This window comes from Sinobacterium caligoides, assembly GCF_003752585.1.
In the GTDB taxonomy this organism is placed as follows: domain Bacteria; phylum Pseudomonadota; class Gammaproteobacteria; order Pseudomonadales; family Sinobacteriaceae; genus Sinobacterium; species Sinobacterium caligoides.
Genome location: NZ_RKHR01000003.1, coordinates 789,679 through 815,679, shown reverse-complemented (window position 1 = coordinate 815,679; position 26,001 = coordinate 789,679). Strand labels below are relative to the sequence as shown.

The 26,001-nt window shown below is 50.3% G+C and carries 27 protein-coding genes and 1 tRNA gene; 24 read left to right on the top strand and 4 right to left on the bottom strand.

Features of this window, described 5'->3' with window-relative positions:
* Positions 1–355 precede the first annotated feature (355 nt).
* The 3 genes from EDC56_RS03720 to EDC56_RS03710 all read left to right on the top strand — a co-directional run bounded on the left by EDC56_RS03720 (position 356) and on the right by EDC56_RS03710 (position 1,966).
* Complete coding sequence (locus EDC56_RS03720; protein ID WP_123711152.1) at positions 356–916, top strand: DUF2589 domain-containing protein; 561 nt, start codon at positions 356–358, stop codon at positions 914–916.
* A 28-nt stretch (positions 917–944) separates the two neighbouring features.
* Entirely contained in the window at positions 945–1,532 is a 588-nt protein-coding gene (locus tag EDC56_RS03715; protein WP_123711151.1) for a DUF2589 domain-containing protein, read from the top strand.
* Between the two features lie 80 nt (positions 1,533–1,612).
* Positions 1,613–1,966 (top strand): hypothetical protein, encoded by a 354-nt coding sequence (locus tag EDC56_RS03710; protein WP_211333546.1) that lies wholly within the window; start codon positions 1,613–1,615, stop codon positions 1,964–1,966.
* Between the two features lie 337 nt (positions 1,967–2,303).
* Here EDC56_RS03710 and EDC56_RS03705 read toward each other — a convergent pair.
* Positions 2,304–2,388, bottom strand: a tRNA-Leu gene (locus tag EDC56_RS03705).
* Between the two features lie 234 nt (positions 2,389–2,622).
* On the opposite strand from EDC56_RS03705, the gene queA reads away from it, so the two are divergent.
* From queA to EDC56_RS03690, 3 genes are all read left to right on the top strand, one after another.
* On the top strand, positions 2,623–3,711 hold the full coding sequence (queA, locus tag EDC56_RS03700) for a tRNA preQ1(34) S-adenosylmethionine ribosyltransferase-isomerase QueA (protein ID WP_123711150.1): 1,089 nt from the start codon (positions 2,623–2,625) through the stop codon (positions 3,709–3,711).
* 151 nt (positions 3,712–3,862) lie between these two features.
* Positions 3,863–4,978: a tRNA guanosine(34) transglycosylase Tgt gene (gene tgt / locus EDC56_RS03695; RefSeq protein ID WP_123711762.1), complete on the top strand. Its 1,116-nt coding sequence runs from the start codon at positions 3,863–3,865 to the stop codon at positions 4,976–4,978.
* A 72-nt stretch (positions 4,979–5,050) separates the two neighbouring features.
* Positions 5,051–5,362: a YqfO family protein gene (locus tag EDC56_RS03690; protein WP_123711149.1), complete on the top strand. Its 312-nt coding sequence runs from the start codon at positions 5,051–5,053 to the stop codon at positions 5,360–5,362.
* On the opposite strand, the gene EDC56_RS03685 is transcribed toward EDC56_RS03690, so the two are convergent.
* Positions 5,359–5,700: a DUF3135 domain-containing protein gene (locus tag EDC56_RS03685; RefSeq protein WP_123711148.1), complete on the bottom strand. Its 342-nt coding sequence runs from the start codon at positions 5,698–5,700 to the stop codon at positions 5,359–5,361. The two genes, EDC56_RS03690 and EDC56_RS03685, sit on opposite strands and share 4 nt — an antisense overlap.
* Before the next feature lie 409 nt (positions 5,701–6,109).
* On the opposite strand from EDC56_RS03685, the gene EDC56_RS03680 reads away from it, so the two are divergent.
* Positions 6,110–6,640: a gamma carbonic anhydrase family protein gene (locus EDC56_RS03680; protein ID WP_123711761.1), complete on the top strand. Its 531-nt coding sequence runs from the start codon at positions 6,110–6,112 to the stop codon at positions 6,638–6,640.
* On the top strand, positions 6,633–6,818 hold the full coding sequence (locus EDC56_RS03675) for a DUF1289 domain-containing protein (protein ID WP_123711147.1): 186 nt from the start codon (positions 6,633–6,635) through the stop codon (positions 6,816–6,818). Before EDC56_RS03680 ends, EDC56_RS03675 begins: the two co-directional genes overlap by 8 nt.
* 47 nt (positions 6,819–6,865) lie before the next feature.
* On the opposite strand, the gene EDC56_RS03670 is transcribed toward EDC56_RS03675, so the two are convergent.
* Together EDC56_RS03670 and EDC56_RS03665 are read right to left on the bottom strand one after the other, a co-directional pair.
* Entirely contained in the window at positions 6,866–8,140 is a 1,275-nt protein-coding gene (locus tag EDC56_RS03670; protein WP_123711146.1) for an HlyC/CorC family transporter, read from the bottom strand.
* A 123-nt stretch (positions 8,141–8,263) separates the two neighbouring features.
* Positions 8,264–9,067, bottom strand: coding sequence for a cytochrome C assembly family protein (locus EDC56_RS03665; RefSeq protein WP_123711145.1), 804 nt, complete (start codon positions 9,065–9,067; stop codon positions 8,264–8,266).
* A 341-nt stretch (positions 9,068–9,408) separates the two neighbouring features.
* Here EDC56_RS03665 and ffh point away from each other — a divergent pair, with 341 nt between their 5' ends.
* From ffh to gspN, 16 genes are all read left to right on the top strand, one after another.
* Entirely contained in the window at positions 9,409–10,794 is a 1,386-nt protein-coding gene (gene ffh / locus EDC56_RS03660; protein WP_123711144.1) for a signal recognition particle protein, read from the top strand.
* Positions 10,795–11,051: 257 nt separating this feature from the next.
* Complete coding sequence (gene rpsP, locus EDC56_RS03655) at positions 11,052–11,306, top strand: 30S ribosomal protein S16 (protein ID WP_123711143.1); 255 nt, start codon at positions 11,052–11,054, stop codon at positions 11,304–11,306.
* A 21-nt stretch (positions 11,307–11,327) separates the two neighbouring features.
* Positions 11,328–11,873 (top strand): ribosome maturation factor RimM, encoded by a 546-nt coding sequence (gene rimM, locus EDC56_RS03650; protein WP_123711142.1) that lies wholly within the window; start codon positions 11,328–11,330, stop codon positions 11,871–11,873.
* 3 nt (positions 11,874–11,876) lie between these two features.
* The gene (gene trmD, locus EDC56_RS03645) at positions 11,877–12,644 is read left to right on the top strand and encodes a tRNA (guanosine(37)-N1)-methyltransferase TrmD (protein ID WP_123711141.1); all 768 of its coding nucleotides are present in this window, start codon (positions 11,877–11,879) and stop codon (positions 12,642–12,644) included.
* 142 nt (positions 12,645–12,786) lie between these two features.
* The gene (gene rplS / locus EDC56_RS03640; protein ID WP_123711140.1) at positions 12,787–13,149 is read left to right on the top strand and encodes a 50S ribosomal protein L19; all 363 of its coding nucleotides are present in this window, start codon (positions 12,787–12,789) and stop codon (positions 13,147–13,149) included.
* An 84-nt stretch (positions 13,150–13,233) separates the two neighbouring features.
* Positions 13,234–14,139 carry a site-specific tyrosine recombinase XerD gene (gene xerD / locus EDC56_RS03635; RefSeq protein ID WP_245980637.1) on the top strand — a complete coding sequence of 302 codons (906 nt, stop codon included), beginning with the start codon at positions 13,234–13,236 and terminating at the stop codon, positions 14,137–14,139.
* 157 nt (positions 14,140–14,296) lie between these two features.
* On the top strand, positions 14,297–15,082 hold the full coding sequence (locus tag EDC56_RS03630) for a DsbC family protein (RefSeq protein ID WP_123711138.1): 786 nt from the start codon (positions 14,297–14,299) through the stop codon (positions 15,080–15,082).
* Positions 15,083–15,323: 241 nt separating this feature from the next.
* Entirely contained in the window at positions 15,324–16,631 is a 1,308-nt protein-coding gene (locus EDC56_RS03625; RefSeq protein ID WP_123711137.1) for a homoserine dehydrogenase, read from the top strand.
* A gap of 87 nt (positions 16,632–16,718) precedes the next feature.
* Entirely contained in the window at positions 16,719–18,113 is a 1,395-nt protein-coding gene (gene thrC / locus EDC56_RS03620; protein ID WP_123711136.1) for a threonine synthase, read from the top strand.
* Between the two features lie 102 nt (positions 18,114–18,215).
* Entirely contained in the window at positions 18,216–18,815 is a 600-nt protein-coding gene (locus EDC56_RS03615) for an SRPBCC family protein (RefSeq protein ID WP_123711135.1), read from the top strand.
* A 63-nt stretch (positions 18,816–18,878) separates the two neighbouring features.
* Positions 18,879–20,618, top strand: a complete 1,740-nt coding sequence (recJ, locus tag EDC56_RS03610; RefSeq protein WP_123711760.1) for a single-stranded-DNA-specific exonuclease RecJ — start codon at positions 18,879–18,881, stop codon at positions 20,616–20,618.
* 161 nt (positions 20,619–20,779) lie between these two features.
* Positions 20,780–21,878 (top strand): peptide chain release factor 2 gene (gene prfB / locus EDC56_RS03605; RefSeq protein WP_123711134.1). Its coding sequence is split into 2 segments (ribosomal slippage): positions 20,780–20,854 and positions 20,856–21,878, totalling 1,098 coding nucleotides; the frame shifts between segments, so codons are not numbered across the junction.
* A 100-nt stretch (positions 21,879–21,978) separates the two neighbouring features.
* Positions 21,979–23,466: a lysine--tRNA ligase gene (lysS, locus tag EDC56_RS03600; protein WP_123711133.1), complete on the top strand. Its 1,488-nt coding sequence runs from the start codon at positions 21,979–21,981 to the stop codon at positions 23,464–23,466.
* A 33-nt stretch (positions 23,467–23,499) separates the two neighbouring features.
* Positions 23,500–24,351, top strand: a complete 852-nt coding sequence (locus EDC56_RS19730) for an alpha/beta fold hydrolase (protein WP_170162815.1) — start codon at positions 23,500–23,502, stop codon at positions 24,349–24,351.
* The gene (pdxH, locus tag EDC56_RS19725; RefSeq protein ID WP_170162814.1) at positions 24,352–24,990 is read left to right on the top strand and encodes a pyridoxamine 5'-phosphate oxidase; all 639 of its coding nucleotides are present in this window, start codon (positions 24,352–24,354) and stop codon (positions 24,988–24,990) included.
* Between the two features lie 89 nt (positions 24,991–25,079).
* Positions 25,080–25,868 (top strand): type II secretion system protein N, encoded by a 789-nt coding sequence (gspN, locus tag EDC56_RS03590; RefSeq protein ID WP_123711132.1) that lies wholly within the window; start codon positions 25,080–25,082, stop codon positions 25,866–25,868.
* Positions 25,869–26,001 lie beyond the last annotated feature (133 nt).

The following is a 26,001-nucleotide window of genomic DNA, read 5'->3' as shown; positions in this document are numbered from 1 at the left end:
CTTTTTATCGTTGTAGTGCCTTCTGATTTCCCCTGCGTTGTTTATCTTAGTGCTTAAATAGCCTTCTGCTGTGCTATTGCCGTGAAATATTGGTAATTATTTTTTATTTTCTTTGTTTTTTGGTTTCTTGGCGAGTTCGTTTTTTGTTTTTAGTCTTTTTTATTGGTCGTTTTCTGTTGTTTATGTTTTTGCAAGGTATTTGTTTTTTGTGGCCTATCGTATGTTTTGCAGGGAAGCTTGCTCGTTTTGTCTCAGTAATGTGCTCCTCTTCTCATTAGTGTAGGTAGCACAAATGCAGAGCTGCCTTTTTTGTTTTATCGGCGGCGGCGAAAGGAATTATATTTGGAGTCTTTAAATGGCCAATAAAAAAATATCTTTGCATGATCTTGTCGAGTCAATTATGAATGCGGTGACTGATACTCAAGATAAAATTGAGCGTCAGACCATGGATAATATACAGGAGTGGTTTGATGAAGACGGCCGCCCTAAGATGGTTAAGTTCAAGATCCCATCGCTCCACCCCGAAGATATTGCTAAACGTGCAGAGGGTGAAATTGTCGATAGAGAGTTGGAGATGCCTCTGTTAACTCTGATGCAAAACAACCCAATAAAGATTAAAAAACTTATCTCGAAGTTTCAGGTAGATCTCAGTGGTATCGAGACTGTTGATACTCGTGAGTCGCAGGCAACTATGTCTGAGGAGGGCTCAGGGCTATATGCCGATAGAGGTGATAAGCCACCCATGGGGAGCGGCGATATAAAAAGAAAAAGGAAGATTCTTTCAGCTGATGTCTTAGGTGCGAGCCTGTTTTCCAAGCAAGGAAGACAGCAGGCGAGTATCGAGATTGAATTTGAGAGTGGTGAGCCGACAGAAGGTTATCTGAGACTTCAGAATGAGCTTCTTAGGCTAATATAGTAGCCCCATATATCATAGGAGATAAATCATGGGTGAATTAGTAAGTATGGCAGAACAGTTCGGCGGATTGCCGATGGATCAACTCATTGGGTCACCGCTTAAGGCGGCGTGTGATGCGCAAGTGACGTTGGCCGCGGCGACCTCTGACTTTATTACAAACGTTGGCTTCGAAAATGACAAGGTTCGCATGGTCGACTTTGGCTTCACGAAGCCGGAGAATATCGGTGGTAAGATTACGAATACAGACTACAAAGTCTCTATTCCTTTTATCTCCATTGTCTCTGTGCCAACGCTGCAGGTGACTGAGGTTGACGTTAATTTCATGATGGAGGTGAAATCCTCATTCAGTGAAAATACTAGCGAAAAGAAAGATGCGAGCGTTGATACTGCGGTCGAGGCCAAGTTTGGTCCTGTTAGTGTCAGTGTAAAGGCGCACGGTTCTATTTCTTCTAGCAAGGAGACGCAGCGTCAGTCTGATAACTCGGCAAAATACGATGTCAGCGTGAAGGCGCGTCAATCAGGTACGCCTGAAGGTTTGTCTCGTGTCTTGGACATCCTGCAGCAGTGTATCGTTCCTATTAAGGCAGATGATGCTACAGCGCAAGGTACAGTTTAAACCTCGTTGTTAGGCTACGGTGATAAATAGGCCTCGCACGTTCGTGTCGGGGCCTGTTCTGATAAAAATAAGGAGAGATGATGTTTGGTAATAGTTCTGCAGAGGTGAATACGTTTGACATTACCGAAGTTGGGCATATTGAGCGTATTGTCGTTGGTACCACCACGCCGGATAAGATGCCGACGGATGAGGACAATAAGAAAAAGATGGCACAGATAAATCGCTGCCTTACCGATTTCCCTAAGGGTCGAATTATCGGCATGGAGCGGAGTTTTTCCGTCATTCGTATTGGAGAGCACCAGGTTGTGCTCGAGGCGGTGGTCTATCACCTTGGCTTTAAGAAGAAGCCGCTGTGGATGGATGAGGAAGAGAAAGCAAAGCCTCAGTATGGTGTGGATGAAGAAAAGGTGAGCCAGGTTATCGCTAACCTATAGTCAGCAGCAGTGCTTTGGCCATCTAAGTATCGAAAAGGTGTTGAATACTTCCGGTATCATGGCTTCTCTACATACTTAGCCCCCTGTTTTCGTGCAAGGCTATCCCGAGATCATGTTGACATTGAGGTTTGCTACGCGATATTAGCCTATATTTTTTTACCCTCTAGTACGGAATCATTGTTAGTACTTGAGGGGTAGCTTCATTGCTTATTTACGTTGTTCTGGATGTCGTAGGGCAGGCGGAAGCAGTGTGTAGGCACAGCTTTAGAATTACTTTGTATTATTTTAGCTAATAAAAAAGCCCCCTAACTCAGTAAGCTAGGGGGCTCTTGAAATATGGTACCAGCAGACGGACTTGAACCGTCACTCCTTTCGGAACCGCATTTTGAATGCGGCGTGTCTACCGATTCCACCATGCTGGCACAGTCTTTTCAGCATGTTGATGCTACCTTTGCAGGCCATCGCTGAAGACGGGCGCCAGTATACCAATCGGCAAAGCAAGTGCAAGCCTTTCAATAAGAAAACTTCTGCGCGATTGTGTCTAGAGGTGGTCTCCGTCAGTATTTTCCTATAAAGTCCGCTCGGTTCTATATTATTCATCTTGACTGAACGTCGCGGCGCCATTGCGAGCGCTTATAATCTGTAGCAGAAACGCCATGAAATTATCTGACTTCCATTTCGAACTCCCCGATGAGTTAATCGCACGTTATCCCACGGAACAGCGTAGTGCCAGCCGTTTATTGCGCTTGCACGGCGAGGACTCTGGTCGATTGGAGCACCTTGGCTTCACTGACTTGCTAGCGCAGGTTGATGCCGGTGATCTACTAGTATTCAACGATACGCGAGTGATTCCAGCGCGACTATATGGCCAGAAGGCCAGCGGCGGTAAGTTGGAAATTTTGGTCGAGCGTGTGCTGGACGAGCATAGTGTGCTCTGCCATCTGCGCAGTTCGCGTTCGCCAAAACCGGGGGCTGAGATCTTGTTGGGCACCGACCGTGATGCCGCGGTCACGGCGACGGTAGTCGCGCGTCACGACGCTCTGTTTGAGCTACGCTTTGATGATGACCGTAGTGTTTTCAAATTGTTACAGCAGCTCGGGCATATGCCGTTACCACCTTATATTGATCGACCCGACGAGACGGCAGATGGTGAGCGTTATCAGACGGTTTACAGTGACAGTAATAAAGAGGGCGCGGTAGCGGCGCCGACTGCGGGCCTGCATTTCGATGAGGCGATGCTGGCAGCGCTTCAGCAAAAGGGTGTACAGCTTGCTTTTGTCACCTTACATGTTGGTGCAGGCACGTTTCAGCCGGTCAAGGTCGACAACATTCTTGAGCATCATATGCACGCGGAATACATCGAAGTCTCCGCCGAGGTTGCTGAGCAGGTGAAGGCGACGCATGCCCGTGGTTCGCGTGTCATTGCGGTGGGGACCACCTCGGTTCGCTGCCTGGAGAGTGCGGCGTCGAAGAACGGTGGTATCATAGCGCCCTATAGTGGTGACACCGATATCTTTATCTATCCGGGTTATGAGTTTGCCGTTGTTGATGCGTTGCTGACGAATTTCCACCTACCCGAGTCGACGCTGATCATGCTGGTCAGTGCCCTCGCAGGTAGGGAGCAGGTGATGCAGGCCTACGATGTGGCTGTGCAGGAGGGCTATCGCTTCTTTAGTTACGGCGATGCGATGTTTGTCACGCCAATCCAGCCATCGAGGGGCTTCCGAGAGCATCAGCAGCAATAGCGCGCTGTCTCGAAGGTAATTATTTACAGAATTAATGAGTTAAGTGAGGAGTAAGACGATGTCTTGCCAGAATGACGAAAAGAGCTGCACCTGTGTTGAGCACCGCGACAGTTTTGAGGGTTTCCACACCGAAGGGCGTGATGAGTGTTTCATGTCGTTTGAGGTTGATCATCAGCGCGGCTTGTCGCGTCGAGGGCGGCTTAAATTCCCCCGTGGAACGGTTGAGACTCCTGCTTTTATGCCTGTCGGGACATATGGCACAGTAAAAGGCATGATGGCGCGTGATATTGAGGAAATTGGTGCCGAGATTATTTTGGGTAACACATTCCACCTGATGCTGCGCCCTGGCACGGAAATTATCGCTGAACACGGTGATCTGCATGACTTTACTGGCTGGAATAAGCCTATTTTGACTGACTCAGGTGGCTTTCAGGTCTTTAGTTTAGGCAAGATGCGTAAGATTACCGAAGAGGGGGTTACTTTCCGCTCGCCGGTGAACGGCGACAAGGTGGTGTTGACGCCTGAGCGTTCAATGGAGGTGCAGCGCGCCTTGGGCTCCGATGTTGTGATGATCTTTGATGAATGTACACCGCACCCGGCGACGCACAAAGAAGCCAAAGACTCGATGGAGATGTCGATGCGCTGGGCGAAGCGTTCTCGTACTGCACACGGGGATTCGCCCTCGGCATTGTTCGGTATTATTCAGGGCGGCATGTATGAGGACCTTCGTCTGCAATCGATCAAAGGGCTTTGTGAGATCGGCTTCGATGGTCTTGCGATCGGTGGCCTCTCTGTTGGTGAGCCGAAGGAAGAGATGTTTAAGGTGCTGGACTTCCTCGCCCACAAGATGCCCGCCGACAAGCCGCGTTACCTGATGGGGGTTGGAACCCCATCCGATCTCGTTGAGGGCGTGCGTAAAGGGGTGGATATGTTTGACTGTGTTATGCCGACCCGTAATGCCCGTAATGGCCATATCTTTACTTCCCAGGGAGTATTGAAGATTCGCAATGCTAAGCATAAGCACTCCACGGAGCCGTTGGATCCAGAGTGTGATTGCTATACTTGTAAGCATCATACCCGCGGCTATCTACACCACCTGGATAAGTGCAAGGAGATATTGGGCTCGACACTGAACACGATTCATAATCTGCGTTACTACCAGAAAGTCATGGCGGATATTCGCCAGGCGCTCGATGATGACCGCTTCGAAGAGTATCGTGCGGAGTTCTATGCCGCCCAGGGTATCGACGTGCCAGACTATGTCTAGTAGCTGAGAGCAGCGTGCTAGCAACCCCCGACAGCTGTAACGCTCTCGGGGGTTTTTTATAAGGGGGGAGATATGTATAAAATCTGTTTTTATGTGCCTGAATCACACTTAGAGTCTGTTAAAGAGGCGATGTTTGCCGCTGGTGCCGGTAGGGTAGGTGACTATAGTCGCTGTTGTTGGCAGGTGTTGGGGCAGGGGCAGTTCATGCCGGGCTCTGCTGCGAAACCTTTTGTCGGTGATTGTGGGTGTCTCGAGCAGGTGGCGGAGTATCGCGTAGAGATGGTCTGTGCCGATGAATCTGTTCGTGATGTTGTTGCGGCGTTCAGGCGGACGCACCCCTATGAGGAGCCCGCTTATGATGTGTTGTTGTGCGAAGACTTTTAATGACGGCGTTGAAACGGTAGCACCTTTGTGCTGGTTGTGTTGTTCTCTCGATGAGCTGCTTTGCTGCGTTTGTTGGAGAGCCTGTTAAGTTCACTGTCCAGTTTTGCAAATGACTCGAGCATCATCTCAGAGAGGATCTGACAGCGTCTCAATGGTGAGCGCTTGCTGTGACGTATGGCATCAATTTGAAATTGTAGGCCGCGCAGGCGGCGGTGCTGCCTCTCTGGGGCATCATTGATTAGCTGCTCGACCATTTCATTGCGCAGGCGCTCAAGTGCTGCCGGGTCGTCACGAGCCATCTGTTGTAATACGCTCAAGTTGGGTAGGTTACGCGCCATGGTCACACCTATTGTCTGGCTGTCTTCTGCGGGAACTGGATGATGCTATATCGCAGTTTCTGTCCTGCTTACTGCTAACTTTAGTTCGAGCGGTGATGACTGTGTGCCGCTAGAGAGCAGGTGGTCGTAAAGTGGTAGGCTCGTATCGACGCAAGAATCTCGTATACAAAACGGGCTTAGAATTGTATTTTATTGAGCAATAAACGTTTTTGTTGTCGTTACAAGTCTCATTGCTGAGTCGATAGTGGCTTTAAAAAAGCTGACATATCGTTTAGTGATAAAGTAATAATAAAATGAATAGCTTTGTCTTTAGTGTGTCGCTTTAATGACCGCTTTCTGTCGTGATAATTGATGGCGGGAAAGGTCGCACTGATTATCGATGAGGCTGTACGGGTATGAGGAAATGTTCATGATGTACCGATTAGAAGATATTTCGCCGACATTATTGGGGCCGGGTCACTTTGTGGCGCCTAACGCTGCGCTTATCGGCGATGTCGTGCTGCAGCGTTGTGTGAGTATCTGGTTTAACTGTGTGGTCAGGGCCGATGATGAGCGAATTGAAATAGGTGAGGGCAGTAACGTGCAGGACGGTGCGGTATTGCACGTCGATGCCGGCTTTCCCATGGTGATTGGGCGTGGAGTGACCATCGGCCATAAGGCCATGTTACATGGTTGCACGGTGGGAGATGACACGCTGGTTGGTATCAACGCGGTTGTGCTCAATGGTGCGAAGATTGGTCGTGGTTGTCTTATTGGTGCTAACACGTTAATCCCAGAGGGGATGGTGGTGCCGGATGGCTCCTTGGTGGTAGGGTCGCCGGGTAAAATTAAGCGTCAGCTCAGTGAGGAGCAGCGCGACGGTCTTAAATTTAATGCCATGCACTATGTGCAGAAGGCAGTGCGTTATAACAATGGTTTTCAGGCTGCAGCTGATGAGTGATAAGAAAGTGGTGTCACCTTGTGTGTCGATCTGTGTGTTGAACCCCGAAGATGTTTGTGAGGGTTGTTATCGCAGTGCGGAGGAAATAACGCAGTGGAGTTGCTATAACGAGGTGGAGAAAAAAGAGGTTCTGGCGCTGAGTCGTCAGCGACGCGCTGACGACGGTGCGATACTCTAGTGATCGTTATTAGCAATAAAAAAGCCCTTAAGGGGCTTTTTTATTGTCTAATTTTCTTCTATTGCGGGTAGTGCGCGGGCACGAACAGCCTGAATAATATTGTCACTGATCTCCATTATCTCGAAGCCGTAGTCTTGGATGCGCAGCCCAGCGTCAGCGTCTGGAAACGTTTCCAAGTACTCTAGTAGTAAACCGTTGAGGGTCTTGGGACCGTCAGTGGGGAGTTCCCAGTTGAGGGATTTATTTATATCGCGAATATTAATGGTGCCATCGATAATGTAGCTGCCATCTTTCTGCGGAAATATTTCCTCGACGTTATCGGCGATGTTGGAGGTGAACTCACCGACTATTTCCTCGAGTATATCGTCGAGGCTGACAAGGCCTTGTACGGCACCGTACTCGTCGATGACAATGCCTAGGCGTTTCTTCTGCTGTTGGAAGTTGAATAGCTGGGTGTGCAGAGGGGTGTTTTCAAGAACGAAGTAAGGCTTGCTACTCGCTTCGATGAGAGCTTGGCGATCAAAGCGCCCCTGCTTGTCGAAGAATAGGCTAGCATGGCGTAGGTGTGCGATACCTTTGATGTTGTTGATGTCACCTTGGTAGAGTGGCAGGCGGGTAAATTCGCTGCTGCGGATCTTCTCGATGAGTGTAATGTCATCGTCATCGAGGTCGAGGCCGAACACCTCGTTACGCGGCACCATGATGTCCTCTGTGGTGGCGTTTTCAAGGTCGAGGATGTTGGTCAGCATACCTTGGTGGCGACTGGTGATGTGTGGGCTAGCTTCGTTGACAATGGTGCGTAGCTCTTCTCGAGATAACTGTTGGCTGTCGGCACCTTCGGCGTGGGCGCCGATCATCTTGAGCATGCCGTTGCTGAGTACGTTAACAAACCATACGAGTGGATAAAAAAACTTCAGTAGGGGTTTGAGAATGAGGGTGGCGGGGAAGGCAATTCGCTCGGGGTAGAGCGCTGCAAGGGTTTTTGGTGTTACCTCGGCAAAAAGTAGGATGACCAGTGTCAGAAGCAGACCGCCGATAGCAACCCCGGCGTCGCCATAGAGGCGCATGGCGATGATTGTGGCTAGCGAGGTGGCGAAAATATTGACGAGGTTGTTGCCAATGAGGATGAGGCCGATCAGGCGATCCGGGCGTTCAAGTAACTGCTGGGCGCGTTTTGCTCCACGATGCTGTTTACCGACCATATGTTTCAGTCGATAGCGGTTAAGCGACATCATGGCCGTCTCAGAGCTAGAGAAGAAGGCGGAGCAGAATATTAGGATGATTAAGATGCAAAAGAGCACCTCTAGCGGGGCTTCGTTCAAGAAGGGTGTAACCTCTGTAGGGGGATTTCCGTATGTTGCAAAATAAAACCGGCGACTTCAACTGCTTTTAGTAATCTGACGGTTATATTTTAGCAATTTATGTCACGTTGACCTTGTTGCGGGTCAGCTGAGGATGACTTCGATGACAAACTTGCTGCCAAAATAGGACAGCATGAGTGAGAGAAAGCCGACTAGGGTCCAGCGGATGGCCACTTTACCGCGCCAGCCAAGACGGTGACGCCCCCAGAGCAGTATTGAGAATACTAGCCAGGCAATGATCGCAAAGACGACTTTGTGCGTGGTTAGTACCTCGGCGGCATTTTGGCTAGAGTAGAGGCCAGCGGCAAGTGCGAGTGTCAGTAGCAGTTGGCCCGCCCAGAGGACGTCAAACAGCAAGGTTTCCATCGTCTGCAGAGGTGGCAGGGTGTTAATTAAGCCGAGTGTCTTGTGGTTCTTGAGTAACTTGTCTTGGATGCCGATTGTAACGGCCTGCATGGCGGCGATGGTGAAGACGCAGTAAGCCAGAATGGATAGTAGAATATGTAGGCTGATACCAAAAGTAATATTGGGGATAGGTTGTGGCTCGGTGTGCAGCAGCTGGGCTGCAACGAGGGTGAAGCCGGCAATTAGATACAGAGGGACGAGTATGTTAGTGACGGGGATGCGCAGGCTGCTGATCAATGTCGATAGGGTCAAGAACCAGAATGTCAGTGAAGCGACTTTAAGTACGCTAAAGTCGATGCCCCAGCTGCCGTAGACAGTATGCAGCAGAACGTAGCCGTGCCCAGTAAGGGCAATGAAGCCGCAGATAATAGCCGTTAAGCCGAGCTTCGGACTCTTGACGCCATGCCACGCTTGGCCGCCCAGATATAAAGAACAGGCTATGTAGAGCGTGACGGCGCAGGTGCTGATAATAGTTAGCGACATAGTTGATTTTGCGACTGTTATAAACAAAGAGGGATTTTGGCATAAATGAAGGCGGGTGAATAGTCGCTAATGTCGTTGATTATCAGTCGGTGTGACGATAATTTACGCGCGCATTACGAAAATTTGCTAAAGGTCAGGTTTGGTTTAAGGGCTGTGTATGTCGTCACGGGTCGGGTATACTTGCTGGCCAAATTTATTATCTACTGCTGTGGTGTTGGTAGGCCTTATCTTAGGCGGCCGGTGACTGTAGTAGAGTTTACAGGGTAGGTTGCCGCATGATTACGCTCTGCGGAGCGGATGGCAATCTCCATACACCGATATGATATAGCAGAGAGACTGCCATGTTTGATAGCTTGCAGGAGCGCCTCTCCGGTACCTTAAAAAAGGTTACCGGTCAGGCTCGTTTAACCGAAGATAATGTTAAAGAGACGTTGCGTGAAGTGCGTTTGGCGCTATTGGAGGCCGATGTTGCGCTACCCGTAGTCAAAGACTTCGTTGAAGCGGTTAAGCAGCGCGCTGTCGGGCAGGAAGTCTCTTCTAGCCTGAACCCTGGCCAGCAGTTCGTTAAGATTGTTCAGAGTGAAATCGAATCAATCATGGGGGAAGCCAACGAGAGTCTCAATCTCTCGGCGCAGCCACCAGCGGTGATCTTGATGGCGGGTTTGCAGGGGGCGGGTAAGACTACCTCGGTTGCGAAACTGTCGCGTTATTTGAAGGACCGTGAAAAGAAAAAGGTCTTGGTCGTTAGTGCCGACGTTTATCGGCCGGCAGCGATTAAGCAGTTGGAGACGCTGGCGGAAGAGGTCGGCGTTGGTTTCTTTCCTTCAACGGTAGAGCAGAAGCCTGTGGAGATTGCTAATGCCGCAATCGCCCACGCGAAGCAGCAGTTCTATGATGTATTGCTCGTTGATACGGCAGGTCGTCTAGCCATCGATGAGGCGATGATGGCGGAGATTAGTGCCCTGCATGCGGCAATAAACCCTGTTGAAACACTGTTTGTTGTCGATGCCATGACCGGTCAGGACGCGGCTACAACGGCAAAAGCCTTTCACGAAACGCTACCGCTAACCGGTGTGATATTGACCAAGGCGGATGCGGATTCGCGTGGTGGTGCGGCGCTGTCTGTGCGTCATATTACTGGCAAGCCGATTAAGTTCATGGGTGTGGGCGAGAAAATCGACGCGCTCGAACCTTTCTACCCTGATCGTGTTGCTTCTCGGATTCTCGGCATGGGTGATGTGCTCTCGCTGATCGAAGAAGCCGAGCAGAAGATCGATAAGAAGAAGGCAGAGAAGCTTGCTAAGAAGATTAAGAAGGGCAAGAAATTTGACCTTGAAGACTTCCGTGATCAGTTGCAGCAGATGAAGAACATGGGTGGTATCGGCAGTATGCTAGAAAAGATGCCCGGTATGAATGGTGCGGCACAGGCGGCAGCTGCATCACAGGTTGATGGCAAGATGTTCGTGCAGATGGAGGCGATCATCAACTCGATGACGATTAAGGAGCGCCGCAACCCTGACTTACTGAACGGCTCCCGTAAGCGTCGTATTGTAATGGGCTCGGGTACGCAGATACAGGATCTGAATCGTTTGCTGAAGCAGCATAAGCAGATGCAGAAGATGATGAAGAAGATGAAGAGCAAGGGCGGGATGGCCAACATGATGCGCGGAATGAGCGGCATGATGGGTGGCGGCGGCGGCATGCCTCCCGGCGGCATGTTCAAGTAATCGCCCATTAAATACGCTCAATTGGCGCCTTTAAGTCGAAGGCGTCAATCTCTTGTATCTTTTTGAAAAAAAACAATAAAAACATCCTGCTCTAGTATTTCTCTCCTACTTTATTTGCCCGCTCGTGGCGATGATGAAATATCCCTCCCTTTCTGCGTAAAAGTCTGTATAATTTGCGACCGCCTATTGTCAGCTATTGGCTTGGTTGATTTAGGTGTTAAAAACATACTTTTAAAGACGTTTATAGGAATCCTTCAATGGTAACTATTCGACTATCTCGCGGCGGTTCTAAGAAGCGCCCGTTTTATCACTTGGTTGTCACCGACAGCCGTAATGCCCGTGATGGTAAGTTCATCGAGCGTGTGGGTTTCTTCAACCCAGTAGCACGTGGTAACGAAGAGCGTATCCGCCTTGACCAAGATGCTATCAACGCATGGGTCGCTAAGGGTGCACAGGTTAGTGAGCGTGTTGCTAACCTAATTAAGCAAAACGCTGCAAGCGCTGCTGCTTAATCGATACGGGTGGTACGGGTAATGAGTGAAAAAGCAGCATCAGAACGCATCGTGGTGGGTAAGATCTCCGGTGTTTATGGTGTGAAAGGTTGGGTTAAGATCCACTCATTCACCGAGCCGATGGATAACATCCTTGGCTATAAAAGTTTTACTACCAAGCTGAATGGTCGCGATGCGACGATTGAGTTTGATCAGAGCCGCAAACACGGCAAGGCCATTGTTGGTCATATTGTTGGTGTTGATGATCGCGAAGTGGCTCGCCACTACACTCGTTGTGAGTTGAGTGTGCCTATTGATCAGTTACCTGAGCTGCAGGACGATGAGTTCTACTGGTATCAGCTGACGGATCTTAAGGTTTACAGTCGCTTACCCGAAGGTGGTGAAGTATTGTTGGGCGCTGTGCGCAACATGTTAGAGACCGGCGCTAACGACGTGCTGATTGTCAGCCGTTGTGAGAATAGCCTGGATGATAAGGAGCGTTTAATTCCTTATATTCCTGGGCAGTATGTTCTCGATGTCGATCTAGAGCAGGGGCGTATGACCGTAGACTGGGATCCAGAGTTTTAGTCGATGAAAATTGGCGTAGTGACTCTTTTTCCCGAGATGTTCCAGGCTATCACCGATTACGGGGTAACTGGGCGAGGGTGTAGACAGGCGGCATTAAGCGTGCAAACGGTTAATCCGCGAGATTTCACCCACGATCGACACCGTACTGTTGATGACCGTCCTTATGGCGGAGGTCCCGGTATGTTGATGAAGGTTGAGCCGCTGCGCGCCGCTATCGGTGCAGCACGTGAGCAGGTTGCTAGCGAGGGTGTTAAGCCCCGTGTTATCTACCTCTCACCGCAGGGGAGGAAGCTGGATCAGCGTGGTGTTGAAGAGCTGGCTGCAAGGCCGAACATGGTATTAGTTTGCGGGCGTTATGAGGGCATCGATGAGCGTGTGATCGAGGCTGAGGTCGATGAGGAGTGGTCGTTAGGGGATTTTATTCTCAGCGGTGGCGAATTGGCGGCGATGGCTTTGGTTGATGCGGTAGCCCGATTACAACCTGGTGTGTTGGGGCATGAATTGTCTGCTGAGCAGGATTCGTTTTCCGATGGTTTGCTAGATTGTCCGCATTACACCCGACCAGAGGTATTAGAGGGCGTTCAGGTGCCCGATGTGTTGCTTAGCGGCAACCATGAAAAGATTCGTCAATGGCGCTTAAAGCAGTCACTGACGCGGACCTGGCTTCGACGACCTGAGCTATTGGCGGGGCGCGAATCGACAAACGAAGAGAAGAGATTGTTAGCGGAGATACTCCGCGAGCTGGCTGACGATGAGGACTCGAGCAGCTGATGGTCGTGAGACCCTCGGAATCGAGACCATGGTGTAATAGCGATGACTTCATCCTATCTGACCAGTGCTTCTACTTATTATGCAGCACAAGCTGTCAAATTTTTTTAGTGCCCTATATACGGGTTAACTAGGAGCGAACAAAATGAGCAACAAGCATCCACTTGTAAATGCTATCGAGAAAGAGCAAATGTCAAAAGAGATCCCTGCTTTTGCCCCAGGCGACACTGTTGTCGTTCAGGTAAAAGTAAAAGAGGGTGATCGTGAGCGTCTGCAGGCTTTCGAAGGTGTTGTACTCACCAAGAAGAATCGTGCGTTAAACTCTAACTTCATCGTTCGTAAGACTTCGAACGGTATCGGTGTAGAGCGTACCTTCCAGACTTATAGCCCGCTTGTAGAGAGCATTACCGTTAAACGTCGCGGTGATGTCCGTCAAGCCAAGTTGTACTACTTGCGTGAGCTATCTGGTCGTAAGGCCCGCATCAAGGAGAAGTTGGCTAAGAAATAAGCCATTTCTCGATGCAAAAAAAAGGTGGCCTTGGCCACCTTTTTTTTCGTGTTGAAAAAGCTGTTAAGCTAGCACCTGGTTGACTTGGAGTGGCTTATTATTTTAGAAGAGAACCAATATCTAATTGAGCGTTATATCGAGACTATATGGCTGGAAAGGGGGGCGAGTCAGCACACCCTGGATGCCTATCGTCGAGATATGACGCGCTTTGCCGAATTTCTAAAAGACGTTTCGTTACTAGAGGTGGATGTGGTTTTGGTGGAGGCTTACTTGCGTCAGCGCAATGAGCAGGGGCTTTCGGCGCGCAGTGTGGCGCGAAGTTTGTCGTGTTTGCGGGGCTTTTACCGTCTGCAGTTGCGTGACGGCAATCTTACTGAGGACCCGTTGGCGACTACCGAGGCACCGAAGCTAGCCAAGCCTATCCCTGCAACGCTTTCCGAGCGTGATGTGGTGAAACTGCTGCAGGCGCCTGAGCTGGGTGAGGCGATCGGCTTGAGGGATCGGGCGATGCTTGAATTGCTTTACGCAAGTGGTCTCCGCGTCAGCGAGTTGGTCGGGCTACAGATGTCGATGGTGAACTTCTCGATGGGAGCCATCAAAGTCATGGGTAAGGGGAGCAAGGAGCGCCTGTTGCCTGTGGGGGATGAGGCGCTGCATTGGTTGCGGCGTTATTGTGCTGAGTCCAGGGGGGAGTTGTTGAAGGGGAAGGCGGCAGAGGTGTTGTTTCCCAGTTTGCGTGGGGTGCAGATGACGCGACAGACCTTTTGGCATCGAATTAAGCACTATGCGCAGCTGGCGGGGATCAGTAGTGCGCTGTCACCGCATACACTACGTCATGCATTTGCGACGCACTTGTTAAATCACGGTGCGGATCTTAGGGTGTTGCAGATGTTGCTGGGGCATAGCGATCTATCGACGACGCAGATTTATACCCATGTCGCGAAAGCGAGGATGCAGCAATTACATCAGCAGCATCACCCGCGCGGTTGAGTGTCTACGGTTGCAGGATGAGCGCTAGAGTGGTTGAATTGAGGGTTCAAATGAACGAATTGAAGCGATGGCCCTCTAAAGAGGAACTGTTGAGTTTATAGAGACTTATAAAAAGCGATGTTGAAGTCGCAGCAATTTACAGCTGAGAGTATTTATTATGTTTAGATCTGGCAGGTTCGGTGCGACATTGGGCGCATTGGCAATAGTATGCGCAGTATCGTCTTCGGTCATGGCGCAGGCGGGCGAAGCGGTGCCGGCGGCAATTCAAGAGAAGGTGATGGCCAAGCTAAAAGAAGGGCGTGGTGACCTGCCCTATGGCAAGCTGGAAAAGAGCCCGCTTGAGGGTATCTATCAGGTGTCTATCGACGGTGGGCCAACGCTCTATGTAGATAAGACTGGCAGCCATTTCATTGCTGGGGATTTGTTCCGTATCGAATCGGGCGAGTTTGTTAATCTGTCGGAGGAGTCTCGTGCGGCGCAGATGCAGGCTTTTAACGGCACGCGCAAAGAGATGATGGCCAAGGTGAAACCTGAGGACATGATTATTTTCCCTGCCAAGGGTAAGACTAAGGCGACTATTAGTGTCTTTACAGACGTCGATTGTGGTTATTGCCGTAAGTTGCACAAAGAGGTGCCAGCCCTGAACAAGATGGGGGTTACGGTGCAGTACCTTGCCTACCCGCGTGCAGGTATCGGCTCTAACTCGTACAAGAAAATTGCCAGTGCATGGTGCGCGAAAGACCCGCGCGCGGCACTAGGACAGCTGAAGGCGGGTAAGCAGATTACAACGAATGTTTGTGGCGATAACCCAGTAGCTGCGCAGTATGCGTTGGGGCAACAAGTCGGTGTTACCGGAACGCCTGCGCTGGTGTTAGAAGATGGTAGCCTCGTGCCTGGCTATATGCCAGCCGAGCAACTGGCTAAGAAGTTGGGTATTCACTAGGTAGTTCGTAAAAGAGTATGGCCGTAGCCTCGCGCTGCGGCTTTTGTGTGTGTGCATGGCAGCAATGAAATATGTACGACCATCGTGTGTGCCGATGAAACAGGGTATAATGACGGCCCCGTTTTGTTTGTGATTAGATGCGGCGTGCAACTACCCAAGTTTAACAGTGAATTAACGATTTTTTTCAATCGGCTTGATGCAATAACCGAGAGATAATTAGATATTTTTTGAGGGATAGATTTTGAAACCAGTAAGAATCGGTATATGTGGTTTAGGTACTGTCGCGAGCGGCACGGTTAACATTCTCACTCGCAACTGCGCTGAAATTACTGGTCGCGCTGGCTGCGATGTCATTATTGAACATATTGGTGCGCGCCGAGATAACCCACTCTGTGATACCACTGGCTACAAAGTGAGCCGGGATATTTTTGCTGTCGTCGACGACCCTAATGTAGATGTCGTGGTCGAGTTAATTGGCGGTTACGATGTCGCTAAAGACCTCGTGCTAAAGGCTATTGCCAATGGTAAGCACGTCGTCACGGCTAACAAAGCGCTGATCGCGGTACACGGTAATGAGATCTTCGCTGCTGCCAAGGCGCAGGGTGTTAGTGTTTGTTATGAGGCGGCTGTTGCCGGTGGCATCCCCATTATTAAAGCGGTGCGAGAAGGGCTTGCTGCAAACAGAGTCGAGTGGTTGGCAGGTATCATTAATGGTACAGGCAACTTTATTTTAACTGAGATGCGCGACAAGGGCCGAGCCTTTGATGATGTGTTGAAAGAGGCGCAAGCGCTTGGTTACGCTGAGGCAGATCCGACTTTTGATGTGGAAGGTATCGATGCGGCCCATAAGCTCGCTATTTTAGCCTCTATTGCCTTTGGTATTCCGTTGCAGTTCGATAAGGCTTACACCGAGGGTATCGCAGAGGTTTCAACGGTAGATGTTGAGTTCGCAGAGGAGCTGGGCTATCGCATCAAACACCTTGGGATCGCGCGTCGTCAGGGAGCGGGTGTTGAGCTGCGAGTGCACCCAACATTGATCCCTGAAAAGAGCTTGATTGCTAATGTTCACGGTGTGATGAACGCGGTGATGGTCCAGGGTGATGCTGTCGGTACCACGTTGTATTATGGTGCGGGTGCTGGCGCGGAGCCTACTGCGTCTGCAGTGGTTGCCGACCTCGTGGACTTGGCGCGTGGTTTAGACGGTGATGCTGAGCACCGTGTTGCGGCGCTTGGTTTCCATGCCGATAAGTTGAATGACTTGCCCATTGTTGATGCTGAGCAATTCGAAAGTGCTTACTATCTACGTATGTCCGCTGAGGATAAGCCCGGTGTACTTTCTGCTGTTGCGCAGATCATCAGTGAAGAGGGCATCAGTGTTGAGGCGCTGATTCAGCGAGAGCCACTACACGGCGAGAGTTGTGTGCCAATGATTATCTTGACCAATAGAACACAGGAGGCGAGGATGACGGCGGCCTTGATCAAGCTGAAGCAGCTCGATAGTGTCTCCGACGAGATCGTACGTATTCGTGTCGACGCTCTAGACGCCTAACGATTATTTATAATTGCCTACTCAGTGTGAGTAGGTGAAAGTTACTGGGCGCAGCGCTCAAATAGAAAAATAGTGAAAAGGTGTAACATGCGATATATCAGTACTCGTGGCAAGGCGCCGGCGCTCGGCTTTGAAGATGTCTTGTTAACCGGTTTGGCCACCGATGGCGGCCTCTATGTGCCAGAAACAATGCCGAGCTTCAGTCAGCAAGAAATTGCGGCAATGTCCGGGATGGAATACCCAGAGCTTGCATTTACCATCATGAAGCCGTTTGTCGACGGTGCGATTCCTGATGACGACTTTAAGCGTCTGATTGATGAAAGTTATGCGACGTTTCGCCATAAGGCGGTGGCGCCGATGGTACAACTGGGGCATAACGAGTGGGTATTAGAGCTCTTTCACGGTCCGACATTGGCATTTAAGGATTTCGCTCTACAGCTGCTGGGACGGCTTTTCGATTACGTGCTAAAGCGTAGGAATGAGCGTGTAGCGATTATGGGTGCGACCTCTGGTGACACAGGCTCTGCCGCCATTGAAGGGTGTCGCAGTTGTAAGAATATCGATATTTTTATTCTTCACCCGCACAACCGTGTTTCCGACATTCAGCGTCGCCAGATGACCTCCGTGTTAGAGGATAATGTCTTTAATATTGCCGTCGAGGGTAATTTTGATGACTGTCAGAACATGGTCAAGCAGAGCTTTGCGGATCAGTCTTTTCTGCCAGAGGGGCGTCGTCTAGCTGCGGTTAACTCGATTAACTGGGCGCGCATTATGGCGCAGATTGTCTACTACTTCTGGGCTGGGCTCGCCGTCGGTGCGCCAGAGAAGAAGCTAGCGTTCAGTGTCCCTACCGGTAATTTTGGTGATATCTTTGCTGGCTACCTCGCTAAGCAGATGGGGCTACCGATTGCTCAATTGGTCATAGCGACGAATAAGAACGACATACTGCATCGTTTCATGTCGCAAAATAAGTATGAGAAGCACGAGCTAAGCCATACGCTCTCGCCGAGCATGGATATCATGATCTCCTCAAATTTTGAGCGAGCATTATTCGAGCTTGGCGGCCAAGACGCTGAGCAGCTGAACCAGTTTATGGTGGATTTCGAGGCGGGTTCGGCTTCTATCAGTGACGAGGCTTTTGCCAAGGCACGTGAGTTGTTCGATAGTTGTGCTGTCGATGATGAAACAACGTTGGAGACGGTCCGCGAGGTGTTTGCAGAGAGTGGTTATCTCTTGGATCCTCATAGTGCCATCGGCTTCAAGGCTGCGCGTGAATGTGTTCGCGATACCTCGATCCCAATGATTACCTTGGCAACGGCTCATCCGGCAAAGTTTGCTGATGCGGCGAAGGCGGCGGGCCAGAAAACTGCGCCAGCGCTTCCCGAGCACATGGCTGACTTGCCGACACGAGAGGAGCGGTATAGTGTGCAGCCACACGATATTAAGGTGATCCAGCAGTATGTTGCAGATAGCCTGAAGTAAAAAGCTATTTTGCTACCTGCTGTCTTGAATAGGGGCTGCTGAACCATAGTTCGCAGCCCTTTTTAGTGCTCAGTGTTTTGTTTCCAGGAAGGAACCGTAATAATGAAAAAGCTACTGTTTATTATCTTGTTTATTGTGCTTGGTTTGGTCGGGATGTCGCTGCTGACAACGGACTCATCACGGCGCCACCTCGTTTCAACAACAGTATTGGTCGATAAGCCGCTGTCTGTGGTGTGGGCACAGTTGCAGGATTTCACTTTGGCACATAACTATGTACCTAATATTGTCTCGACGACGGTGGTTAGCAATATAGCATCAGGAGTGGGGGCGGAGCGTCACGTCTACAATTCGGATGGAGGCTATATTGTCGAGCGTATTGTTGAAAGTACGCCAGAGCAGGGTTTTTTATTGGACCTTTCGCAGCGCGGGCAACCGTTAAAACCTTTTGTTTATTCGGCTTACCGCTACGCTATTGAGGCGGCTGATGAAGGGGCGACACGGGTGACGCTGACGCTGTATTATCAACTACCCTGGGGGTTGCTTGGTGAGTGGTTGAATAGCAGCATGTTACAGCGCTACCTTGTGGCGACGCAGCCGGATATTGCCGCGGGTTTTAAATGGTTTTATGAGCAAGGTACGCCGGCGGGAGATCAACAGCGCGAAGAGTATCGATCGTTTGTTGTGATAAGTGCGTTAGAATAACTGAGAGAGTGCGAGCGTATAGTTTATACGCTGCTCTGCTGCTTTTAATGAGAGAAGATGACGATGAGTAAGACTATTTTACGCCGCCAGGTGCGCGACGCCGATATCGATGCTTTGATGGCAGAGGGCAGTGACAGTCTGTTATCGAGAATCTACGCTTCGCGCGGAGTTACCAGCCAACGAGAGTTAGAGCGTGAATTGGCCGGTATGCTGGCACCCAGTGGGTTGAAAGATATGGATAAGGCGGTGGCGATGTTGGCCGATGCCGTACAGCGTCAACTCAATGTGGTGGTGATCGGTGACTACGATGCCGATGGGGCAACCAGCTCCGCTCTCGCTATTTTAGCATTGCGTGCGATGGGGTTGATGACGGCGAGCTATTTGGTGCCGAATCGCTTCTCTCATGGCTATGGTTTGACGCCAAGATTGGTTGATGAGGCATTGGCTCAGGGGGCTGAGCTGTTAGTGACGGTTGATAACGGCATTGCGGCGATCGAAGGGGTTGAGGCGGCGCATAAGGCCGGTATTAAAGTCATCGTCACAGACCATCACCTGCCCGGCGAGGTGTTGCCGCAGGCAGACGCTATCGTGAATCCGGTGCAACCGGGTTGCGGTTTTGCAAGCAAGTGTATTGCCGGTGTCGGGGTGATTTTTTATGTCATGGTGGCGTTGCGTGCAGAGTTGCGTCAGCGCGGCTGGTTTAGTGCTGAGCAGGCGATGCCAAATATGGCAGACTTTCTTGATATCGTCGCGCTGGGAACGGTCGCCGATGTAGTGCCCCTTGATAAGAACAACCGTATTCTTGTGCATCAAGGGCTGGCGCGAATTCGTGCAGGTAAGGCACGTCCAGGTATTTTAAAGATACTCGAGCTTGCCAAGCGCAGCCCGCATCGCGTGGTGGCAAGTGATATGGGGTTTGCTATTGGCCCACGGTTGAATGCCGCAGGCCGCTTAGACGATATGTCGCTGGGCGTGGAGTGCTTGATGACCAGTGATGCAATCAGGGCAGCTGAGATCGCTGCAGAATTGGATGACCTGAATAAAGACCGTAGAAGTATTGAGAGCTCGATGCAGGCGGAGGCTGACAATGTGCTGGCGAAACTGCAACTTAATGAGCAAGAGTTACCCTGGGGGATTTGTCTCTTCGATAAGGACTGGCACGAGGGGGTTATTGGCATCCTCGCCTCACGAATTAAAGATAAGCAGCACCGGCCTGTAATTATTTTTGCCCAGGGTGATGATGGGGCGGTGAAGGGCTCCGGACGTTCGATTGCGGGGTTGCATATGCGTGATGCCTTGGCGGCGGTCGATAGCGCTCATCCAGGGCTGATTATAAAGTTTGGTGGTCACGCGATGGCGGCGGGTCTGACGATTGCTCCTGAGGATTACCCACGCTTTTGCCAGTTGTTCGATGCAGAGGTGCGTCGTCGTCTCACAGAAACCGAGTTGCAGGCGGTGATACTCAGCGACGGAGAGTTGGCGGCAGATCAATTTAGTTTGTCATTGGCGCATCAGTTACGTGAGGCGGGTCCTTGGGGGCAGCATTTTCCCGAGCCGATCTTCGATGGTGAGTTCACGCTTGTGCAGCAGCGGCTTCTGGGAGGTAGTCATCTGAAAATGGTGTTGGCACCCAATGGCTTCGATGGTTTGCTGATTGATGCAATAGCGTTTAATGTCGACGTTAAACTATGGCCTAATCTGGCGCTTAATAAAGTACGCCTAGCTTATAAGCTTGATGTTAATGAGTTTCGGGGCAAACAGAGTGTTCAGCTTTTGGTCGAGCACCTCGAGGCGGTTTCTTAGCCGTTTGTTTTAGGGTTAGTGGGTATTTCTACACTGGCCGTTTTGCCGTCGATCAGTTAATATCGACGGCTTTGCGTTATTCTGTTTCGGTCGCTCGCTCTGCTTGTCACCAGTGGTGACCGTACAGTCCTCCGTTCTTTTCTTAAACGAGTGATTTAGTGATGTTAGAGGTCAACAGCCTAGCCAATGGTATTAAAGATATCCGCCAGCGCAGTGATGTGCTTAGGGGGTACCTTTGACTATGAAAACAAGAAAGAGCAGCTGGTAGAGGTTGAGGCGGAACTCGCCGAGCCCAGCGTCTGGGATAACCCAGAGCGCGCTCAAAAGCTCGGCAAAGAGCGCTCAGATCTAGAAGCGGTGGTGAAAACTATCGACGACCTTGAGGCGGGGTCGGAAGATCTCGAGGTAATGCTAGAGATGGCGCGGGAAGATGACGACGATGAGGCACTGCAGAGTGGCCTTGAAGAGTTGGCCGGCTTCCAGAAGCAGCTGGCAAAGCTTGAGTTTCGTCGGATGTTTTCCGGAGAGATGGACTCTTCTAATGCCTACCTTGAAATCCAATCCGGTTCAGGGGGCACTGAGGCCCAAGATTGGGCTGAGATGCTGTTGCGGATGTACCTACGCTGGGGCGAGGCCAAGGGCTTTAAGACCACATTAGAGGAGTGCTCGGCAGGCGATGTTGCGGGCATTAAAAGTGCAACGATTTGCTTCGAGGGTGACTACGCTTTCGGTTGGCTGCGTACAGAGACTGGCGTGCATCGTCTTGTGAGGAAGTCTCCTTTTGACTCTGGTAGCCGTCGCCACACCTCGTTTAGCTCAATTTTCGTGTCGCCGGAGATCGACGACAATATCGAGATTGATATCAACCCCTCTGATGTTCGAACAGATACCTATCGTGCCTCTGGTGCCGGTGGCCAGCACGTCAACAAGACAGATTCTGCGGTGCGCCTAACCCACGAGCCGACGGGAATTGTAGCGGAGTGCCAGAGCCAGCGTTCGCAACATAAAAACCGCGACCAAGCTTGGAAGATGCTGCGAGCGAGATTGTATGAGCAGGAGATGCTCAAGCGTAACGCGGATAAACAGGCACAGGAAGACAGTAAGGCCGACATCGGCTGGGGCAGTCAGATACGCTCTTACGTACTGGATGATCAGCGAATCAAAGATCTTCGTACTAACGTCCAAACCAGTAACTGTGGTGCGGTGTTGGATGGTGATATCGACCAGTTTATCGAGGCGAGTCTGAAGAGCGGATTATAAGCCTCGACTAACCCATTGAAAGCAGCTTGCGGAGTTTTCGACTACGCTAGCTGCCATTATTACTTTTGCAGTGAGCGCAATAGGCGCGGAGAAAGATACCATGGCAGACAATAAGCCAGTACAAGATGAAAACAAGTTAATTGCAGAGCGTCGCAGCAAGCTGAGCGCGTTGCGTGAGGCGGGGCAGGCTTTCCCTAACGATTTTCGCCGTGATAGCTATGCCGCGGACCTGCAGGCAGCTTGGGGCGAGCATGAGAAGGCCCACCTTGAAGAGTTGGGCAACCGCGCGGCTATTGCCGGTCGTATCATGGCCAAACGTGGTCCTTTCCTCGTGCTGCAGGATGTATCGGGCCGTATCCAAGCCTTCACTGATAAGAACATTATCGGTGCTGATATGGTCAAGGTTGCCAAGGGTTGGGATATCGGTGATATTATTGGCGTCAGTGGTTTTATCCATAAGTCAGGTAAGGGCGATCTTTACATTAACGCTGAATCGATGGTGATGCTGACCAAATCATTACGCCCATTACCGGATAAGCATCATGGTTTGCAGGATCAAGAGATCCGCTACCGTCAACGTTATATCGACCTTATTGTCAATGAACAATCGCGGGATACGTTCCGTAAACGTTCGGCGATTGTTGCGGCGATACGTGAGTACCTCGCTGAGAGAGACTTTCTTGAAGTGGAAACACCGATGATGCAGTCGATTCCAGGCGGCGCGAGCGCGAAGCCATTTGAGACACATCACAATGCGCTCGACATGGACATGTACCTGCGAATTGCCCCAGAGCTTTACTTAAAGCGTCTTGTGGTTGGTGGCTTCGAGCGTGTTTTTGAGATTAACCGTAATTTCCGCAACGAGGGGTTGTCGACACGACATAACCCCGAGTTTACCATGCTCGAGTTCTATCAGGCCTATGCTGACTATAATGATCTGATGGATATTACCGAGGGGATGCTACGCTTTGTTGCCGAGAAGGTACTGGGAAAAACTACAGTCACCTATCAAGGTAGTGAGTTTGATTTCGGTCAGCCGTTTATTCGCATGAGTGTCTTCGATTCTATCCTGCACTATAATCCGAATATTGATCCGGCAGAGCTAGCGACACCAGAAGGGGCTCGTAAGATAGCTGAAGGTCTAGGCATCCAACTGAAAGATAGCTGGGGTATCGGCAAGGTACAGATTGAGATTTTTGAAGAGACTGTTGAAGAACGCCTTGATCAACCGACCTTTATTACTAAGTACCCTACAGAAGTGTCACCACTGGCGCGTCGCAGCGATGACGATCCGATGGTAACTGATCGTTTTGAGTTTTTTGTCGGCGGCCGTGAAATAGCCAATGGCTTCTCTGAGTTGAACGATGCAGAGGATCAGGCAGCGCGCTTTATGGATCAAGTGCGAGAGAAAGATTCAGGGGATGACGAGGCAATGCATTTTGATGCTGACTACGTTACTGCCCTAGAATACGGTTTACCACCGACAGCAGGCGAAGGTATTGGTATCGATCGTCTTGTCATGTTGTTTACCGATGCGCCATCAATTAGGGATGTACTGCTGTTCCCTCACATGCGCCCTTTGACTTAAGTTATTTGGGCTAAGTTAACAGAGGATGTGATATTGCAACAGAATATAATAACGATCGGCAGTATGGGGTTTGAGTGTTTAGTGGCGGGCGACGAAGGTCGGCCGCTGGTAATCATGATGCATAACTTTTTGCTCACCAACCAGCAGTGGCGCGAGCACATACCGGCACTCGCACAAGCGGGCTTCAGGGTATTAGCGCCAAATATGCGCGGGGTGTCGCCGCAGGCGCGCCCCGAGCAGCAGCTCGCTTATAGTAATGACGAGATGATTGGCGATATTCTCGCCTTAGCTGAGCATGAGGGGGTGGAGAAATTTCACCTAGTTACCCATGGATGGAGCTCTATTATTGGCTGGCACTTGGCGGCGACACAACCCGATGTATTGCATTCGTTTACCGCAGTGTCTACGCCTCATCCCGTGGCGCTCAATCTAGCGCTAGACGATGAGGCAAGCGCACAGGTCGATATGCTCGCTAAGATTGCGAATTTCTGCAGTAATAATGCTTCAGTTAGACTGCTGGCGAATGATGCACAAATACTTCGAGAATATTATCAGGCCAGCGGTGTAAGCGAAGTGTCGGCGGAGATGTATTTGACGCGTTATGGTCGTGCCGAGGCCATTCAAGCTTTTCTGCATTGGCACACACTGCAGCTCGATGAGTTAGGTCAAGAGATAGCTAAAGTACAGGTGCCGACTCTGTACATGTGGGGGGAAGAAGATCCACTATTTAGCGTTGAAGCGGCCAAGCATTGTCATCATGGTGTTAGTGCCGAGTTCAACTACGAGGCATTTGAGAAAGTTGGCCATATGGTCGGTGAACAAATGCCAGAGCGTTTTACTACGAAGCTTTTGGCTCACCTTGGTGGCCAGCAAGAGAGTGCATAGATGGATATTAAAAATGAGCGCCGCGAGTATTTGCGCTCAGGGCTTAGTCGTCAACAACTCGCTACTGATCCAGTCGAACAGTTTGAACACTGGCTGCAAGAGGCGAAAGACCATGGGATTAAAGACCCCACTGCGATGATGCTGGCAACGGTCGATGCCACTGGTCAGCCGAGCCAGCGTACAGTGTTGTTGAAGCAGTTTGATAGTTCAGGCTTTGTCTTTTATACCAACTTAGAGAGTAATAAGGCGAAGCAAATTGCCGATAATAATCGTGTCTCATTAATTTTTCCCTGGTTGACTATGGAGCGACAAGTGATGATATCAGGTCGCGCAGAACGAGTGAGCACTAAAGAGGCGCTGGCGTACTTTGTGACACGTCCGCGTGACAGTCAGTTGGCCGCCTGGGTCTCTAAGCAGAGCAGCCCTATTGGCTCACGAGAGTTACTGATGGGGAAGTTTGCGGAGATTAAGCAACGTTTTGCTCAGCAGGACCTTAGTTTACCAAAGTTTTGGGGAGGTTTTCGTGTTGTGCCGGAACGGGTAGAATTCTGGGCGGGTGGAGCCCAGCGATTACATGACCGTTTTGAATATTTGCGTGACAATGAGGGGGCGTGGAATGTTGAGCGCTTACAGCCCTAGAGTAGAGTTCCCGAATAATAATTGAAAGCACCTATGTATATCGCATAGCGGTCTTGATATTCCCTTTGAATATAAAAAAGTAGTATGAGATGTCAGATTTGCCGCTGTTGAAACGTAAGCATAAAGTCATTATAGCTGTATTGCTGATGGCTTTATTTTTTCTTTTGTTAATCATTAAAGCGCCAGCAAAGCTTGTCTTTAGTGCTGCCAAGTTAGCTGGTGTGCCGCTGTATGCAGTAGGTGTAGGGGGGACTTTGTGGCGCGGCCATGCGGATCAGTTGGCACTGCCGATAGAGGGAGGAGAGTATTGGCAGTTGGGTGAAGTTGATTGGCAGTTAGAAGCACTACCTTTGCTTTTAGGGCGTATCGATATTGCTGCACAGAGCCATTATAAGGCGCAGAAGCTTAATGTCGTGGCGCAGTTAAGTTCTGCAAGTTTGGTGTTAAAACGGGCAGATATTCAGCTTCCAGCACCGCTACTTGGGCGACTGTTTCCTATGTTGCCGTTATTAGGCGGCGCTTTGGAGGCAAAGGTTGATCATGCGGAAGTCGACTTGTCGACGAATAACTTGCTGTCGCTTGAGGCGCAACTATGGTGGCGAGGCTTGAGTGTCGATCAAGGGAGTTATGTCCTTCTCGGGGATTATCATGCTGATGTACATAATCTCAACGAAGGGATAAAAGCTGATATCAAAGACTTGCAGGCTAACTTGGCTGTTAGTGGCACCGTTTCTTTGGCGCAGTCTGGCAGCTATCAGGTTAACTTGAACCTAAGGCCGACTAACCGGTTAGACCCTTCTGCAATCGAGGTGTTGTCGCTTTTAGCGCCGCAGCAGAGGGATGGCAGTTACTTGATCAAGCAGGGTGGAAGGCTTTGAGCATGTGGTTTTGAGGAGAGAATAAAGGTGATTTTCACAGTAACTTTTTTCATGTTTGGCTACGCCTAACAAAAGACCCGTGCTAGCATTGGCGCATGATCAAATAGGATAAACCACAAAGTTGGGAATCCAG

What these genes read in the sequence shown, in the direction of transcription:
- EDC56_RS03680 (WP_123711761.1), top strand. Translation starts at nt 6,110, where the DNA reads ATGATGTACCGATTAGAAGATATTTCGCCGACATTATTGGGGCCGGGT.
- EDC56_RS03630 (WP_123711138.1), top strand. Translation starts at nt 14,297, where the DNA reads ATGTTTAGATCTGGCAGGTTCGGTGCGACATTGGGCGCATTGGCAATA.
- EDC56_RS03720 (WP_123711152.1), top strand. Translation starts at nt 356, where the DNA reads ATGGCCAATAAAAAAATATCTTTGCATGATCTTGTCGAGTCAATTATG.
- ffh (WP_123711144.1), top strand. Translation starts at nt 9,409, where the DNA reads ATGTTTGATAGCTTGCAGGAGCGCCTCTCCGGTACCTTAAAAAAGGTT.
- lysS (WP_123711133.1), top strand. Translation starts at nt 21,979, where the DNA reads ATGGCAGACAATAAGCCAGTACAAGATGAAAACAAGTTAATTGCAGAG.
- queA (WP_123711150.1), top strand. Translation starts at nt 2,623, where the DNA reads ATGAAATTATCTGACTTCCATTTCGAACTCCCCGATGAGTTAATCGCA.
- rimM (WP_123711142.1), top strand. Translation starts at nt 11,328, where the DNA reads ATGAGTGAAAAAGCAGCATCAGAACGCATCGTGGTGGGTAAGATCTCC.
- rplS (WP_123711140.1), top strand. Translation starts at nt 12,787, where the DNA reads ATGAGCAACAAGCATCCACTTGTAAATGCTATCGAGAAAGAGCAAATG.
- thrC (WP_123711136.1), top strand. Translation starts at nt 16,719, where the DNA reads ATGCGATATATCAGTACTCGTGGCAAGGCGCCGGCGCTCGGCTTTGAA.
- EDC56_RS03675 (WP_123711147.1), top strand. Translation starts at nt 6,633, where the DNA reads ATGAGTGATAAGAAAGTGGTGTCACCTTGTGTGTCGATCTGTGTGTTG.
- EDC56_RS03710 (WP_211333546.1), top strand. Translation starts at nt 1,613, where the DNA reads ATGTTTGGTAATAGTTCTGCAGAGGTGAATACGTTTGACATTACCGAA.
- EDC56_RS03615 (WP_123711135.1), top strand. Translation starts at nt 18,216, where the DNA reads ATGAAAAAGCTACTGTTTATTATCTTGTTTATTGTGCTTGGTTTGGTC.
- rpsP (WP_123711143.1), top strand. Translation starts at nt 11,052, where the DNA reads ATGGTAACTATTCGACTATCTCGCGGCGGTTCTAAGAAGCGCCCGTTT.
- EDC56_RS03690 (WP_123711149.1), top strand. Translation starts at nt 5,051, where the DNA reads ATGTATAAAATCTGTTTTTATGTGCCTGAATCACACTTAGAGTCTGTT.
- EDC56_RS03665 (WP_123711145.1), bottom strand. Translation starts at nt 9,067, where the DNA reads ATGTCGCTAACTATTATCAGCACCTGCGCCGTCACGCTCTACATAGCC.
- recJ (WP_123711760.1), top strand. Translation starts at nt 18,879, where the DNA reads ATGAGTAAGACTATTTTACGCCGCCAGGTGCGCGACGCCGATATCGAT.
- gspN (WP_123711132.1), top strand. Translation starts at nt 25,080, where the DNA reads ATGTCAGATTTGCCGCTGTTGAAACGTAAGCATAAAGTCATTATAGCT.
- pdxH (WP_170162814.1), top strand. Translation starts at nt 24,352, where the DNA reads ATGGATATTAAAAATGAGCGCCGCGAGTATTTGCGCTCAGGGCTTAGT.
- tgt (WP_123711762.1), top strand. Translation starts at nt 3,863, where the DNA reads ATGTCGTTTGAGGTTGATCATCAGCGCGGCTTGTCGCGTCGAGGGCGG.
- trmD (WP_123711141.1), top strand. Translation starts at nt 11,877, where the DNA reads ATGAAAATTGGCGTAGTGACTCTTTTTCCCGAGATGTTCCAGGCTATC.
- EDC56_RS03715 (WP_123711151.1), top strand. Translation starts at nt 945, where the DNA reads ATGGGTGAATTAGTAAGTATGGCAGAACAGTTCGGCGGATTGCCGATG.
- EDC56_RS03685 (WP_123711148.1), bottom strand. Translation starts at nt 5,700, where the DNA reads ATGGCGCGTAACCTACCCAACTTGAGCGTATTACAACAGATGGCTCGT.